This window comes from Vreelandella aquamarina, assembly GCF_900110265.1.
Taxonomy (GTDB): Bacteria; Pseudomonadota; Gammaproteobacteria; order Pseudomonadales; family Halomonadaceae; genus Vreelandella; species Vreelandella aquamarina.
Window position 1 is genome coordinate 52271 of sequence record NZ_FODB01000009.1, and the last position, 13958, is coordinate 66228.

Consider the following 13958-nt stretch of genomic DNA (forward strand, 5'->3'; position numbering starts at 1 on the left):
CCTGCGGGCTTTTTTTTATGCGCGGGCGCTACACACCGGGCAAGCCGGATCTCTAGGCACTTGAAAATGGCGCCACTGGCCGCTTAAGCCATCAAACGTAGATAACCCCTGATGCGCACTCCCTGCACCGCTTAGCAGCTTAAATGCCTCTACCGCCTGGAAGCAGCCAATTAGCCCCACTAGCGGGGCCATGACACCGCTCTCTGCACAGCTCAGTGCCTCATCCTCACTATCCCCTGGCGGGTATAAACAGGCGTAGCAGGGGCACGCGTCATCACGCGGGTCAAACACTGCCAACTGGCCCGAAAAACGAATCGCCGCGCCGGAAATCAGCGGCACACCTGCCTGCTGAGAAGCCGCATTGATGGCATAGCGGCTGGAAAAACGGTCGGTGCAGTCCAGCACTACATCAGCCGAGGCCACCAGGGCGGTGAGCGCTTCGCCTTCTACATGCTGCTCAAGGGCCACAACGTGGCACTCTGGGTTAAGCGCCTGCATGCTCTCCTTCGCGGAGCGCGCTTTGTTCACCCCCAGGCTGGCCTGCTGATGGGCAATTTGGCGCTGCAGGTTGGAAAGCTCCACATGGTCGGCATCAGCGATAGTGATGGTGCCTACACCCGCCGCCGCCAAATAGAGCGCTACCGGCGAGCCAAGCCCGCCGGCACCGATAATCAGCGCATGGGCAGCGTGCAAGCGTTCCTGCCCTTCAATGTCCACCTCAGGCAGCATGATTTGGCGGCTATAGCGCAGCAGCGCCTGATCGTCCATCATCGCGTTACTTATCCTCAAATTCCTCAAAGTCGGGGATGTGCAGGCTGAAGCTCTCCTTCACCTCCTCCATCACTACGTAGCTTTTCGACTCTTTCACCCCTGGCAGGGTTAAGACCACATCCCCCAATAGTTGGCGATAAGCGGCCATTTCCGGGATGCGGCATTTCAGGATGTAGTCGAACTGCCCGGACACCAGGTGGCACTCCTGAATCTGCGGCAGCTTCTCCACCGCGCGCCGAAATTCATCGAATACCGCAGGCGACTGGGTCTCCAGGCTGATCTCGACGAACACCAGCAGGTTCGCCTTCAGGGCGCGAGGGTCCAGAATGGCCTGGTAGCCACGAATGATACCGGCACGCTCCAGGCGCTTGACCCGCTCCAGACAAGGGGTTGTGGATAACCCAACTTCTGCGGCGAGATCCACGTAGGAAATACGCGCATTTTCCTGCAAACAGCGAAGGATCTTGAGGTCGATACGGTCCAGCGTTCTATTTTTTGGTTTCATGGCAGGATCCAATACTGATGAATCAGGCAGTTATTCGAGGTGCCCCAGGGTAACCCGTTCATGGCCGCCCATGTCTTGCACGCTTTCAACGCTTTGATAGCCCGCCAGCTTTAGCGCTTGGCGCACACTGGGAGCCTGCTGATAGCCGTGCTCCAGCGCCAGCCAGCCGCCGGGCGAGAGAAATGCCTGCGCGGTGGTAATCAAGTGCAGCAGATCCGCCATACCGTCGGCCTCGGCCACCAGCGCCGAGCGTGGCTCAAAGCGCACATCGCCTTGGCCCAAATGCGGGTCATCGGCGGCAATATAGGGCGGATTACTGACAATGATCTCAAATGTTGAACCAGGTGAAGACGCACTAGGAGAAGAAAGCGTGAAAGCGCTGAACCAATCGCTGACCAGAAACGTGGCGTTAGTGATATTAAGTGTACGGGCATTGTCAGCCGCCAGCGCCACCGCCTCTGGGCGAACATCCACCCCGACCACCTGCCAATCCGGCTTTTCACTGGCAAAGGCCAGCGCGATAGCCCCGGTGCCCGTACCCAGGTCAAGCAGCCTGCCGGTTGGCGTGCCTGCACGCGCTAGCGCGGTCTCTACTAGAGTTTCGGTATCGGGACGGGGAATCAGCGTGGTAGACGAGGTAGCCAACGGCAGCCCCCAAAACTCACGCTCTCCGGTTAAATAGGCCACCGGCTGGCCCTGGGCGCGGGCGGCAATTAGCGCGTCAAAGCGGGCATGCTCCCAAGTCGGGCATTCGCTATCGCCCCAGGTATAGAGCCATGTGCGGCTGCGGCCAGTAGCGAACTCCATCAGCACCTCGGCATCTATTCGAGGCGATGGCGAACCTGCCAGCTGCAGCCGCTGGGCGGCGCTCTTCAGAAGGGCGTCGAATGTCATTAAGCGTCCTGCAGCGCCGAGAGCTGTTCCGCTTGGTACTCGTGAATCAGCGGCTCGATCACGTCGTCCAACTGCTCGCCGCTCACCACTTCGGTCAGCTTATATAGCGTGAGGTTAATGCGGTGATCGGTAATGCGCCCCTGAGGGAAGTTGTAAGTGCGGATACGCTCACTGCGGTCACCAGAGCCTACCAACGAGCGGCGGGCATCGGCCTGCTCCTGGCGCTGGGAATCCACCGCGTTACGCTTGAGCTTGGCGGCCAGCAGCGACATCGCTTTGGCGCGGTTCTTATGCTGGCTACGCTCTTCCTGACACTCCACCACCACGCCGGTAGGCAGGTGGGTAATACGGATCGCGGAATCTGTGGTGTTAACGTGCTGACCACCGGCACCGCTTGAACGGTAGGTATCAACCCGCAAATCCGCAGGGTTAATATCAATATCCCCCACCTCATCCACTTCAGGCATCACCGCAACGGTACAAGCGGAGGTGTGGATTCGGCCCTGGGATTCGGTCGCCGGTACGCGCTGCACCCGATGAGCGCCAGACTCGAACTTGAGGCGGGCATAGACGCCGTCGCCCTTCACGCGGGAAATGACTTCTTTATAACCGCCCTGCTCGCCGTGGCTAGCGCTAACAATTTCTACGCGCCAGCCGCGCTTTTCCGCATAGCGGGAGTACATGCGGAAGAGATCACCCGCAAAGATGGCCGCTTCATCACCACCCGTGCCCGCGCGCACTTCCAAAAAGACACCGCGACCGTCGTCCGGGTCTTTCGGAATCAGCAGGCGCTTGAGCTCAACGTCGAGCGCTTCCAACTGCTCGCGGCCGTCGAGAATTTCCATCTCCGCCAGCTCGCGCATCTCCGGGTCACTGTCGCGGCTTAGCTGCTCGGCTTCGGCAATGCTGTTTTCCACCTCAAGGTAGCGCTTCCAAGCGGCGACCAGCTCTTCCAGCTCCGAGTACTCGCGAGAGTAGTCGCGGAAGCGCTGCTGGTCGTTGATCACCTCAGGATCTGACAGCAGCATGGCCAGCTCTTCAAACCGGTCGGAGAAGCTGTCTAAACGTTGGCGCAAAGTCTCTTTCATGCGGGCGTATCATCCTTCTGGCGTTTTGCCGGGGGCGCAGGCTGCTCAAAGGCGGGCTTCGGTGGCAGCAACAGGCGCGGTGCGGCGCTAAGCAAATCGTGGTTTTCCTGAGAGGCCGCTTCGCGAATGGTGAGCGTTGGCTGATGCATTAGGCGGCTGGCCAGCTGATGCGCTAGGCGCTCAACCACTTTGGCCGGGTCTTCGCCTTTTGCCAAACGCTCAAGCGCCTGATCCCGCGCCTGATCGCGCAGCGCCTCACCGTGGCGGCGATAGTCGCGAATTACCTCACCGCCATTACGAATACGCCGCTCATGCTGCCAGCTACCCACGCCGTGCTCAATGAGCGACTCGGCCTGGTCGGCTGCCACTTGGCGATGGCGACGATTCTCTTCGATCACCTCTTCCAGGTCATCGACGGTATACAGGAACACATCCGCCAGCTCACCCACTTCTGGCTCGATATCCCGGGGTACGGCGATATCGACCATAAACACGGGACGATGGCGACGCTTCTTCAGCGCCCGCTCGACCATCCCTTTGCCCAATATAGGCAGCGGAGATGCGGTAGAGGAGATAACAATATCGGCATGCTCTAAGGCATCAGGAATCTCCGGCAGCGTAATCGCCGTACCGCCCAGCGACGATGAAACCTGCTCGGCCCGCTCCCGGGTACGATTCGCCACGGTGAGCTGACGGACACCAGCTTCATGAAGATGGCGCGCCACTAGCTCGATGGTCTCACCTGCGCCAATCAGTAACGCGTTGGCGCGGCTGAAATCATCGAAAATGCGGCTGGCCATGCTGACGGCAGCATAGGCAACGGACACCGGATTTTTACCGATGCCGGTTTCGGTGCGTACCTGCTTAGCCACGGCGAAGGTGTGCTGAAAAAGACGCTCCAGCTCGCCACCCAGGCCCTTGGCCTGACGCGCTTGCTGATAAGCATCTTTTAACTGGCCCAGTATTTGCGGCTCACCCAACACCATGGAGTCCAACCCCACGGCCACGCGCATCAAATGACGAGCAGCGTCGTTGTCGTGGTAGTGGTAGGCGCAGCGGGCGAGCTCTTCAACGCGTAAATTATGAAAACGACCCAGCCAGTCCAGCACAATCTGCTCACCGGCGGCATCCGTCACACAGTAGAGTTCCGTGCGATTACACGTCGAAAGCACCGCCGCTTCGCTAATGTGTGGCAGGCTACGCAGTTCAGCCAACGCGCTTTCCAGCTGCGCCGGCGTAAAGGCCACCTGCTCACGCACAGCCACGGTGGCAGTACGATGATTGATTCCCAGGGCAAGAAGCGTCATGGGTTATGCGTCTTCGCTAGTGGATCGGTCGTCACTTCACTGTCGGTCATGGTTTCTTGGCTTGTTAATACAAGTCTAAGAGAGCAGCTCATCAAGTGAATTGCGCTGACTCGGCTCTTTTTCAAGGTGGGACATTCTATCACAGCCGAGCATCTTCTGGCGCACACCACTTTGCCGCAGGCAACCAAGCCGCTATGCTGAACACTCGGCCACTTGATCGAGATACGCATGCCCCATCGCGCAACACTACTGGGTATTCCCTGTTCGTTTTCGGGTTTTCCACTTTTGCCCTTGGCCGCCACGCTGATACTGAGCGGCTGCCAGCTGTCACCCTCTCTTTTTGACGGTGAAACCAACGCTCATGTTGAAGACCCAATGGTGACGGCACCGCCTATTACCAGCGGGCTGGATGCCGCTGGGTTACGTACCCTGCTAACCGCAGAGCTGGCCGGACAACGCGGCGATTACCGCTATGCGGGCCAGGGATATCTTGAGGCCGCCCAGCGCTACACGTCACCAGGGCTGGCCGAACGGGCCACGTTCGCCGCACGCTTTGGTAATGATGCCGCACTAATGGAAGCCGCCGCGCTGCGCTGGCGTGAATTAGACCCTCGGGCAGAAACACCCAACCGCCTGCTTGCCTCACTATCACTCCAACGGGGCGACTGGCTGGATAGCCTAGAGCAGCGGCTAGCCATTGCTGAATCAGGCGGCAATGGTGAAATTGCCCCCTTCGCTGAAATCGCCGTCGCCGAAGAGGCACCGCTTAACCTGTTAGCACAGCAGCTACGCAGCTATCTTTCACAGCCGGAGGTTTCCCAGCGCGAGTTTCACAGCGATGTGCTGCTGGGTACCGCCCTGATCGAAGCTGCCCTGGGAGAAACGCAAACCGCCCAGCGCTATTTAGATGAAGTAGAACAGCAAGAGCCAGAGTCAGCCGCCCTGTGGCTAGCTAAAGCACGCCTTGCTCTGGAAACTGGCGACCACCGCGGCGCACAGCAGGCAGCCCAGCAAGGCCTTAGCCTAGCGCCTGACGACGTGCGCTTTATCTTAATGCTGGCCCAAGCAGAAATACGCCTCAACAACATTACCGCCGCCGAAGTGCAAACCAATGCTCTATTAGAGAGCCACGGTGGCAACCAGGATTTACGCATTGCCTTGGCGCAGCTCTATTTAGAAGAAGGGCACAGCGAGCCTGCCTACCGGCTGCTGCAGCCGCTCATTAGTCAAGAGAACATACCCAACATTGCCTACTTCTTATTAGGTGCTATTGCCCAATCCCAAGGAGAGGTCGACAACGCCCTCCTCTACTACCGCCAAGTGTATGAAGGTGATGAATTTTTAGCCGCCAGGTCGGCGGCGGCTCGCATGCTCATTGAGGATGATCGTTTACTCGACGCCCGCGCTTTTCTACGCATTGAGCGCATGCGCCACGACGCCTATTTCGGTGACCTAGTAAGGTTAGAAGTGCAACTGCTGGACGAGTTGTCGCTTCAAGAAGATGCCACCGCCCTGCTGGATCGGGAAATTACCCGCACCCCAGATGACACTAGCCTGCTGTACCTTCGCGCCATGCGCGCCTGGGAGATGGGCGACTTAACAGGCATGGAGCGGGACTTACGGCAAATCTTACGCACCGAGCCCAACAATGCTGACGCGCTAAATGCCCTAGGTTACACGCTCGCTGACCTTAACTTACCCGGAAGACTAGAAGAAGCTCGTGAGCTTATTGAGCGTGCCTACGAAGCGGACCCAGATAACCCGGCGGTATTAGACAGCATGGGCTGGGTGTATTTCCGCCTCGGCAAACCCGACGATGCGCTGGCATGGCTAGAAAGCGCCTACGCGCAGATGCCCGACCAAGAAATTGCCGCGCACTTAGCCGAGGTGCTTCATTCACTAGGACGCAGTGACGAAGCGCGCCTGCTGATTGCACGCATTCTGCAACGAACCACTTACCATCCTCACATTGATGATTTACTTGAGCGTTACCCTGAACTTACGCCACCCAGCGCGCCCTAAGGCTTACTTCTTTACCGTTGCTAGTTTTTACCCTTAATAGACAGCACTGACATGGAGCCAGTTATGTTGACTTCTTTTTTGAACAGCGCGCCAGTGAGCACCCCTTCCGCATCACTCTATCGTTCTTCCCGCCTATGGGTGGCCGCCCTGGCGGTGGCTGCCCTTACCGGGTGTGCCAGCCAAGCGCCGACGGATGAAGGCGGCCGCCAAGCCGGCCAGTGGGAGCGCCAACAGGCAGATGTGGAAGCGTTCGAGAGCTGGACCCTGGTCGGCAAAGCGGGCCTACGCACTCCAGAAGAGAACACCAGCGCCAACCTGGACTGGAACCAAACCCCCTACTACTTCCGCATGCTGATTAGCGGCCCCTTTGGCGGTGGTCGCAGCGTACTGGAAGGCCGCGAGGGTCGCTTCTCACTGACCACCAGTGAAGGCCGTTTTGAAGCAGAAACCCCGGAAGCCTTAATGGAAGAGCAGCTTGGCTGGTCGTTGCCAGTGCGCGCCATGCCTGACTGGGTGCGCGGCCTGCCCGGCGACCACGCCAGCTACCAGCTCGAAACTGACGAACTCGGCTTCCCGAGCCACCTTCAACAAGACGGCTGGGAAATTGACTACCGTGACTGGGAGCAGGCTGAAGGTATGTGGCTACCGCGCCGCTTGGTCATGAACTACGGCGATGTACGCATTACCCTGGTAGTTAATCAGTGGCAGGCCTCCGAATAGAGCGCTCGGGCTGGCAAGCGCCGGCCCTCTTTCATACGTTTAGCCAATAGAGAACCGGCATGCCCGCAACACCCCGCCCACTCACTCTACCCGCCCCAGCCAAGTTAAACCGCATGCTGCATATTGTGGGCCGCCGTCAAGACGGCTACCACGAACTGCAGACGCTGTTTCAGATTATCGACCTCTGCGATTATCTAAGCTTCAACCTGCGCCAAGACGGCGTTATCGAACTGACCACATCGATGGATGGCGTAGCGCACGATGACAACCTTATTGTGCGTGCAGCAAAGCGGTTGCAGCAGGCCAGCGGCACCCACCTTGGTGCTTCTATATCAATTGAGAAGCACCTGCCCATGGGCGGTGGCCTGGGTGGCGGCAGCTCCAACGCGGCAACCGTACTTAAAGGACTCAATCAGCTCTGGCAGCTTGGGCTCAGCGATGCCACCCTAGCAGAGCTGGGCTTAGCGCTAGGTGCCGATGTACCCGTCTTCGTTTTAGGCAAAAGCGCCTGGGCCGAAGGCGTGGGCGAGAAATTAACACCCGCGACCCTCGACACCCCGTGGTTTGTGGTCATCCACCCAGGCATTAGCGTCTCAACCCCCGCAATCTTCCAAGACCCGGAATTGACACGCGACAGCCTCCCCATTACTATGGCGCGCGCACTGCAGGGGGGAGTGGCCGAGTGGCGTAATGACTGCGAAGCTACCGTCAAAAAACGCTACCCGCGTATCGCGGAAGCACTTGACTGGCTCGCGCAGCACGCACCTAGTCGGCTGACGGGCACTGGCGCCTGTTTGTTTGCAGCTTTTGAGTCACAAGAGGCTGCGCAAACGGTGGCTGAACTGGCTAATCAGCGCTGGCAAGCATGGGTCGCGCGCGGACTTAACACCTCTCCCCTACAAGATGCTCTGGGCTGCTGAAAGCGCCCGGTCATCGCATTAGGTTATTGCTGGGGTATCGCCAAGTGGTAAGGCACCGGTTTTTGGTATCGGCATTCCCAGGTTCGAATCCTGGTACCCCAGCCAATTCTAATGTTGATCTGCGTTTTCTCCCCTGATCCCCAACACTGCAAAGGTGGCTGCGCGTGTCAAAATTGATGGTTTTCACCGGGAACGCCAATCCCGAACTCGCTCAAAAGATTGCCGAGAGCTTAGACAGCCGTATGGGTAACGCCACGGTGGGTCAATTTAGCGACGGCGAAATCGCGGTCGAGATCAATGAGAACGTGCGTGGTAAGGATGTCTTCATCCTGCAATCCACCTGTGCCCCGACGAACGACAACCTGATGGAACTGATCCTGATGGTCGACGCTCTGCGTCGCGCCTCGGCTGCCCGTATTACGGCAGTGGTTCCCTACTTTGGTTATGCCCGCCAGGACCGTCGTGTACGCTCCGCCCGCGTTCCCATCTCAGCAAAAGTTGTGGCGGATATGATGGTGAAAGCAGGCGTTGATCGCGTAATGACCATGGACCTGCACGCCGACCAAATTCAAGGTTTCTTCGACGTACCGGTTGATAACGTGTACGGCTCACCGATCCTGCTGGACGACATCGAGCGTCAAAACTACGACGATCTCGTGGTTGTTTCCCCCGATGTTGGCGGCGTTGTGCGTGCCCGTGCCATCGCCAAACAGCTGAATGCTGATTTGGCTATCATTGACAAGCGTCGCCCCCAGGCCAACCAAGCCCAGGTGATGCACATTATCGGTGAAATCGAAGGCCGCACTTGTGTGGTCGTCGATGACATGATTGATACCGCTGGCACACTGTGTAAAGCCGGTGAAGCGCTGAAAGACCACGGCGCTGCGCGCGTCGTCGCGTATGCTACGCATCCGATTTTGTCCGGCCCTGCGGTCGACAACATCACCAACTCTGTACTGGACGAGGTTGTCGTGACCGACACCATTCCGCTCGCCGACCATGCGCGTCGTAGCGGAAAGATTCGCCAGTTGAGCGTTGCTGGCTTGATTGCGGAAGCGATTCGCCGCGTCAGCAACGAAGAATCCGTCAGCGCGATGTTCCACTAACGCCTGACGTTATAAGCCCCCAACTGGGGCCCTGGAAACGTCGTCGTCTGGTCGCGGACGGCGGCGTTTCCTTACTTAAACCAAGAGGCAAATTCCATGTCTGATTTTATCCTGCAAGCCAGCGTTCGTAACGACCTGGGGAAAGGTGCGAGCCGCCGCCTGCGTCGTGCGAACCAACAAGTACCGGCCGTTGTATACGGCGGTGAGAAAGGTGCTCAGTCTATCTCTGTAGAAAAAACTGCGTTCTACAAAGCGATTGAAGACGAGGCCTTCTTCTCCTCTGTCATCAAACTGGTGATCGACGGTAAAGAAGAGCAAGTGGTTGTTCGTGACCTGCAGCGTCACCCGTTCAAGCCACTGCTGACCCACGCTGACTTCCTGCGTGTTGATGCTACTCACGAAATCACCATGAACGTGCCGCTGCACGTGGTGAACGAAGAGAAGTGTGTAGGTATCAAAGACCAAGGCGGCGAACTGCACGTCCTGGCTAACGAAGTCGCCATCAGCTGCTTGCCGAAAGACCTTCCGGACTTCCTGGAAGTGGACATCAGCAACGTTGAGCTGGGTACTACCCTGCACCTGTCTGACCTGACCCTGCCGGCTGGCGTCACTTCTGTTGACCTGTCCCACGGTGAAGAGCACGACAACGCCATTCTGAGCATCACCAAAGTGAAAGTACGTGGCGGTGACGAAGAAGAAGGCGAAGGCGACGCAGAAGCCAGCGCCGAGTAAGCCTTGCTAAAGGTGCTGCCAGCGTATGCTGACCAGTGCCGCCTGGGCCATGCCCGCATGGCCCAAGGATGTTAAAATCAAGCGCTTCGGCGCTTGATTTTTTTTTGCAGCGTGGCGCTACCCTGCTTATCTGCAAAGCAGCTGCCAGTGAGTCAACTGATATATCTTCCAGAACCGTTGGAGGTGGGAAAATGAGCCAGGTAACGGCCATTATAGGACTGGGCAACCCAGGCGCAGAATACGACGCCACCCGCCATAATGCGGGCTTTTGGCTAGTGGACGCCATTGCACGCAGCGCCCACACCGAACTGCGTCCTGAGAAAAAGTTTTTAGGGTTATACGCCAAAGCCCGCGTGGGTGACCATGAGCTGCACCTGCTCAACCCCACCACCTTTATGAACCGCAGCGGTGCGGCTGTGGCAGCGCTAACCCAGTTTTTTAAGCTTACCCCAGACAACCTACTGGTCGCTCACGATGAGCTTGACCTCCCCCCTGGGCAGTCACGCTATAAAACCGGCGGCGGGCACGGCGGCCACAACGGGCTGCGGGATATTATCAGCGCCCTTGGCAACCAAAACCAGTTTCATCGGCTGCGGATTGGCATCGGCCATCCCGGCGAGGCGCGCCAAGTAGTGAACTATGTACTAGGCCGCCCTGGCAAAGCCGAACAAGAAGCCATTGAGCGCTCGTTGGATGAGTGCCTAGCCACGCTTCCGCTTGTGCTTTCCGGCGACTGGGCTAAAGCCATGAACCGCCTACATAGCGTAAAATAGCAGCACGTTTTCAGCACATATTCTCTACGCGTTACGCACGCGCTTTTTTTCACACTTGGCAGGCGCTTTATTGGTAGCGCCGCCCTAGCGGCCAGGAAGTTACTTATGGGCTTTAACTGCGGTATTGTCGGCCTACCCAACGTAGGCAAATCCACGCTGTTCAATGCGTTGACGAAGTCAGGGATTGATGCAGAGAACTTCCCGTTCTGCACCATCGAACCCAACGTTGGCATCGTCCCGATGCCAGACCCACGCCTGGATGCGCTAGCGGCCATCGTAAAGCCTGAGAAAGTGCTGCCCACCACCATGGAGTTTGTGGATATCGCAGGCCTCGTGGCGGGTGCCTCCAAAGGTGAAGGCCTGGGCAATAAGTTCCTGGCCAACATTCGTGAAACCCAAGCCATTGCCCACGTGGTGCGCTGCTTCGATAACGACAACGTGATCCACGTCGCCAACCAAGTAGATCCCCGCGCCGACATCGAGACCATCAATCTTGAGCTCGCCTTGGCCGACCTAGACACCGTCGAGAAAGCCAGCCAGCGCCTACTGCGCTCGGTAAAAGGAGGTGATAAAGACGCCATTGCCACCAAAGCCGTGCTGGACAAAATCCTGCCGCATCTTGCCGAAGGCCAGCCGCTGCGCAGCTTTGGCCTGGATGACGACGAAAAACGTCAGGTAAAAAGCTTTGGCTTTTTGACCCTCAAGCCCACTATGTACATTGCTAACGTCAATGAAGATGGCTTTGAGAACAACCCCTACCTGGATATCGTCAAAGAGATCGCCGCCGAAGAAGGTGCAGTCGTCGTACCGGTGTGCAACCAGTTAGAAGCCGAAATTGCCGAACTCGAAGATGAAGAGCGCAGCATGTTCCTCTCCGAAATGGGCATGGAAGAGCCGGGCTTAGACCGCGTAATTCGCGCGGGCTACGCCCTGCTTGGCCTGCAAACCTACTTCACCGCTGGCGTGAAAGAAGTACGCGCCTGGACAGTAAGACAAGGCGCCAGCGCTCCAGAAGCAGCCGGTGTGATTCACACCGATTTCCAAAAAGGCTTTATCCGCGCTGAAGTCATCGCCTATGACGACTACATCACGCTGGGCGGCGAGCAAGGTGCCAAAGATAACGGCAAATGGCGCTTGGAAGGTAAAGACTACATCGTCAAAGATGGTGACGTGATCCACTTCCGCTTCAATGTATAAGCGAGAAAAGAAACAAATGCTTGACGGGCGGCATACCTCTGGGTAATATTCGCACCCGTTGAACGGCTACGTAGCTCAGCTGGTTAGAGCACATCACTCATAATGATGGGGTCCCCTGTTCAAATCAGGGCGTAGCCACCAACACCGAATACCGCTAGCAATAGCAAAAGCCCGCTGACTCAGTCAGCGGGCTTTTTCGTTTCTAGACTTTTCTTGGTTAGCTCAGGAGAGCGTCGGGCGGTTCAGGAACACCGTCAGCGCCCGCGTCAGGTAATCCACATCTCGCGTACCGGACGTTTCACGAATCGAGTGCATCGCCCACTGGGGCAACCCGACGTCGATGGTCGGCACGCCCACTTCCGTGGCGGTAATCGGCCCTATGGTGCTGCCACAGCCCATATCCGCCCGTGTGACGAACGACTGTACGGGCACATCTGCTTCGCGACACACGTCCCGGAACAGCGCGCCGGTGACGCTATTGGTGGCGTAGCGCTGGCTGGCGTTCACCTTGATCACCGGGCCGCCGTTAATGGCCGGGCCATGGCGCTCATCGTGCTTATCACGGAAGTTCGGGTGCAGCGCGTGGGCGTTATCACAGGAGATCATCAGCGACGATTGAATCAGCTGGATCAACGACTCCTCGCTGCCACCGCCCACCTGGGCATTCAAGCGTTTCAGCACGTCGCTCAAGAACGGCCCCTGGGCACCGCACGCGCTGGCACTGCCCACCTCCTCATGGTCATTCGCCACCAGCAGTGCGCCCTGGCTACCATCGCTTTCCAGCAGCGCTTCCAGGCCCACGAAGCACGACAGCAGGTTATCCAGCCGCGCACTGGCCAGCAGCTCCTTGCGCAGCCCGACCAGTGATGGCGGCTGAACGTCGTAAAAACCCAACTCGAAATCCACCACCTCGACCGCGCGTAGGCCATGCTGCTCTTCCAACCACTGCCCCAGCAGTTCGTGCAGCTTGGCGGTATCGCTCTGCATCAGCACCGGCACCATCTGTGTTTGCGGATTGATCGAGCGCCCCGCATTTACATCGCGGTCCATATGGATCGCCAAGCTCGGAATCATCGCAATCGGACGCGCCACGTTGAGCAGCACGCTCTCCAAGCGACCATCGGCATGGCGCACGTGAACGCGGCCCGCCAAGCCCAAATCGCGGTCAAACCAGGGGGCCAACAGCACGCCGCCGTAAACCTGCACGCCCAACTGCAGCCAACCTGCTGAATATTGGGTGGCGTTGGGCTTCAAGCGTAGCCCTGGGCTATCGGTATGAGCACCCAGCATGCGCAGGCTGGTTAACTTACCAGCGGGCAGCTGAAAAGCGATCACCGACGAATCGTTACGCGTCACGTAGTAGCGCTTTCCCGGCACCAACTGCCAGTTCGCGGTCTCTTCCAGGCGCGTAAAGCCCGCCTGCTCCAAACGCTCAGCCATGCTCTGGGTGGCATGCCACGGCGTGGGCGACTGCTGCAAAAAATCGCACAGCCGCGTTAAACGTTCCGCGTTGAAAGCCTCGGACATGGAATTCCTCATAACAGTAATGATTGGGTCTCACAGGGGAAATGACCTGCTACAATGCTCCCCTCGGCCTACGCAACTCATAGGCTGACTGCGGGTCTAGCAGTCTGTCGGACTTGAGGTTAATGGATGAGCTGAGGCGTGGGTTCTTCACCCCCCCCTGTGTTGGTGTTGGTGTTGGTGCTGTTGTGTGGCTCTTAACCTGCCCCTCAGCTTCTGCAAGGCGGTTCTGACGCCTTGCCTGCTGGCCGGTTGGGCGCGGCGAGCCCTCAGCCCGCCGTCAACCGGTGCATCCGCTTGATATTCCACGCCATGGTGGCCAATCGCCACTCGCCGCTGACCTTATCCAGTCCGCGTAGCGAGAACTGCCGGAACCCCATCACGTGTTTGATGATCCCG

General features: G+C 58.2%; 14 protein-coding genes and 2 tRNA genes. 9 read left to right on the forward strand and 7 right to left on the reverse strand.

Annotated features, from left to right (window positions below; translation table 11 throughout):
- Positions 1–15: 15 nt before the first annotated feature.
- From BMY49_RS04050 to hemA, 5 genes are read right to left on the reverse strand one after another with little or no spacing between them, the layout of a single operon-like run.
- Positions 16–771, reverse strand: coding sequence for a HesA/MoeB/ThiF family protein (locus tag BMY49_RS04050; protein WP_089674934.1), 756 nt, complete (start codon positions 769–771; stop codon positions 16–18).
- A 4-nt stretch (positions 772–775) separates the two neighbouring features.
- The gene (locus tag BMY49_RS04055; RefSeq protein WP_089674936.1) at positions 776–1276 is read right to left on the reverse strand and encodes an Lrp/AsnC ligand binding domain-containing protein; all 501 of its coding nucleotides are present in this window, start codon (positions 1274–1276) and stop codon (positions 776–778) included.
- Positions 1277–1306: 30 nt separating this feature from the next.
- Positions 1307–2170 carry a peptide chain release factor N(5)-glutamine methyltransferase gene (prmC, locus tag BMY49_RS04060; protein WP_089674938.1) on the reverse strand — a complete coding sequence of 288 codons (864 nt, stop codon included), beginning with the start codon at positions 2168–2170 and terminating at the stop codon, positions 1307–1309.
- Entirely contained in the window at positions 2170–3258 is a 1089-nt protein-coding gene (gene prfA, locus BMY49_RS04065) for a peptide chain release factor 1 (protein WP_044628223.1), read from the reverse strand. Before prfA ends, prmC begins: the two co-directional genes overlap by 1 nt.
- Positions 3255–4565 (reverse strand): glutamyl-tRNA reductase, encoded by a 1311-nt coding sequence (hemA, locus tag BMY49_RS04070; protein ID WP_089674940.1) that lies wholly within the window; start codon positions 4563–4565, stop codon positions 3255–3257. The genes prfA and hemA overlap by 4 nt, the downstream gene beginning before the upstream one ends.
- Positions 4566–4793: 228 nt before the next feature.
- Here hemA and BMY49_RS04075 point away from each other — a divergent pair, with 228 nt between their 5' ends.
- The 9 genes from BMY49_RS04075 to BMY49_RS04115 all read left to right on the forward strand — a co-directional run bounded on the left by BMY49_RS04075 (position 4794) and on the right by BMY49_RS04115 (position 12176).
- The gene (locus BMY49_RS04075) at positions 4794–6587 is read left to right on the forward strand and encodes a tetratricopeptide repeat protein (protein WP_058577616.1); all 1794 of its coding nucleotides are present in this window, start codon (positions 4794–4796) and stop codon (positions 6585–6587) included.
- A 63-nt stretch (positions 6588–6650) separates the two neighbouring features.
- A complete protein-coding gene (gene lolB, locus BMY49_RS04080) occupies positions 6651–7307 on the forward strand; it encodes a lipoprotein insertase outer membrane protein LolB (RefSeq protein ID WP_054640861.1) in 657 nt (218 codons plus the stop codon).
- Positions 7308–7366: 59 nt separating this feature from the next.
- The gene (ispE, locus tag BMY49_RS04085; protein WP_062359159.1) at positions 7367–8227 is read left to right on the forward strand and encodes a 4-(cytidine 5'-diphospho)-2-C-methyl-D-erythritol kinase; all 861 of its coding nucleotides are present in this window, start codon (positions 7367–7369) and stop codon (positions 8225–8227) included.
- A 30-nt stretch (positions 8228–8257) separates the two neighbouring features.
- A tRNA-Gln gene (locus BMY49_RS04090) sits at positions 8258–8332 on the forward strand.
- A 59-nt stretch (positions 8333–8391) separates the two neighbouring features.
- Positions 8392–9333 carry a ribose-phosphate pyrophosphokinase gene (locus BMY49_RS04095; RefSeq protein ID WP_172416021.1) on the forward strand — a complete coding sequence of 314 codons (942 nt, stop codon included), beginning with the start codon at positions 8392–8394 and terminating at the stop codon, positions 9331–9333.
- A 96-nt stretch (positions 9334–9429) separates the two neighbouring features.
- Positions 9430–10065 carry a 50S ribosomal protein L25/general stress protein Ctc gene (locus BMY49_RS04100; protein WP_044628228.1) on the forward strand — a complete coding sequence of 212 codons (636 nt, stop codon included), beginning with the start codon at positions 9430–9432 and terminating at the stop codon, positions 10063–10065.
- A gap of 191 nt (positions 10066–10256) precedes the next feature.
- On the forward strand, positions 10257–10838 hold the full coding sequence (gene pth, locus BMY49_RS04105; protein WP_044628229.1) for an aminoacyl-tRNA hydrolase: 582 nt from the start codon (positions 10257–10259) through the stop codon (positions 10836–10838).
- 105 nt (positions 10839–10943) lie between these two features.
- Positions 10944–12035 (forward strand): redox-regulated ATPase YchF, encoded by a 1092-nt coding sequence (gene ychF / locus BMY49_RS04110; RefSeq protein WP_089674942.1) that lies wholly within the window; start codon positions 10944–10946, stop codon positions 12033–12035.
- A 64-nt stretch (positions 12036–12099) separates the two neighbouring features.
- Positions 12100–12176: transfer RNA gene (locus BMY49_RS04115), tRNA-Met, on the forward strand.
- An 81-nt stretch (positions 12177–12257) separates the two neighbouring features.
- On the opposite strand, the gene BMY49_RS04120 is transcribed toward BMY49_RS04115, so the two are convergent.
- Positions 12258–13562, reverse strand: coding sequence for a M18 family aminopeptidase (locus tag BMY49_RS04120; protein ID WP_089674945.1), 1305 nt, complete (start codon positions 13560–13562; stop codon positions 12258–12260).
- Positions 13563–13828: 266 nt separating this feature from the next.
- The coding region (locus BMY49_RS04125; RefSeq protein ID WP_143058110.1) for a transposase at positions 13829–13958 on the reverse strand (130 nt) is incomplete at its 5' end.

Coding starts and splice junctions, on each gene's coding strand:
- BMY49_RS04050 (WP_089674934.1), bottom strand. CDS start 771: ATGATGGACGATCAGGCGCTGCTGCGCTATAGCCGCCAAATCATGCTG.
- BMY49_RS04055 (WP_089674936.1), bottom strand. CDS start 1,276: ATGAAACCAAAAAATAGAACGCTGGACCGTATCGACCTCAAGATCCTT.
- prmC (WP_089674938.1), bottom strand. CDS start 2,170: ATGACATTCGACGCCCTTCTGAAGAGCGCCGCCCAGCGGCTGCAGCTG.
- prfA (WP_044628223.1), bottom strand. CDS start 3,258: ATGAAAGAGACTTTGCGCCAACGTTTAGACAGCTTCTCCGACCGGTTT.
- hemA (WP_089674940.1), bottom strand. CDS start 4,565: ATGACGCTTCTTGCCCTGGGAATCAATCATCGTACTGCCACCGTGGCT.
- BMY49_RS04075 (WP_058577616.1), top strand. CDS start 4,794: ATGCCCCATCGCGCAACACTACTGGGTATTCCCTGTTCGTTTTCGGGT.
- lolB (WP_054640861.1), top strand. CDS start 6,651: ATGTTGACTTCTTTTTTGAACAGCGCGCCAGTGAGCACCCCTTCCGCA.
- ispE (WP_062359159.1), top strand. CDS start 7,367: ATGCCCGCAACACCCCGCCCACTCACTCTACCCGCCCCAGCCAAGTTA.
- BMY49_RS04100 (WP_044628228.1), top strand. CDS start 9,430: ATGTCTGATTTTATCCTGCAAGCCAGCGTTCGTAACGACCTGGGGAAA.
- pth (WP_044628229.1), top strand. CDS start 10,257: ATGAGCCAGGTAACGGCCATTATAGGACTGGGCAACCCAGGCGCAGAA.
- ychF (WP_089674942.1), top strand. CDS start 10,944: ATGGGCTTTAACTGCGGTATTGTCGGCCTACCCAACGTAGGCAAATCC.
- BMY49_RS04120 (WP_089674945.1), bottom strand. CDS start 13,562: ATGTCCGAGGCTTTCAACGCGGAACGTTTAACGCGGCTGTGCGATTTT.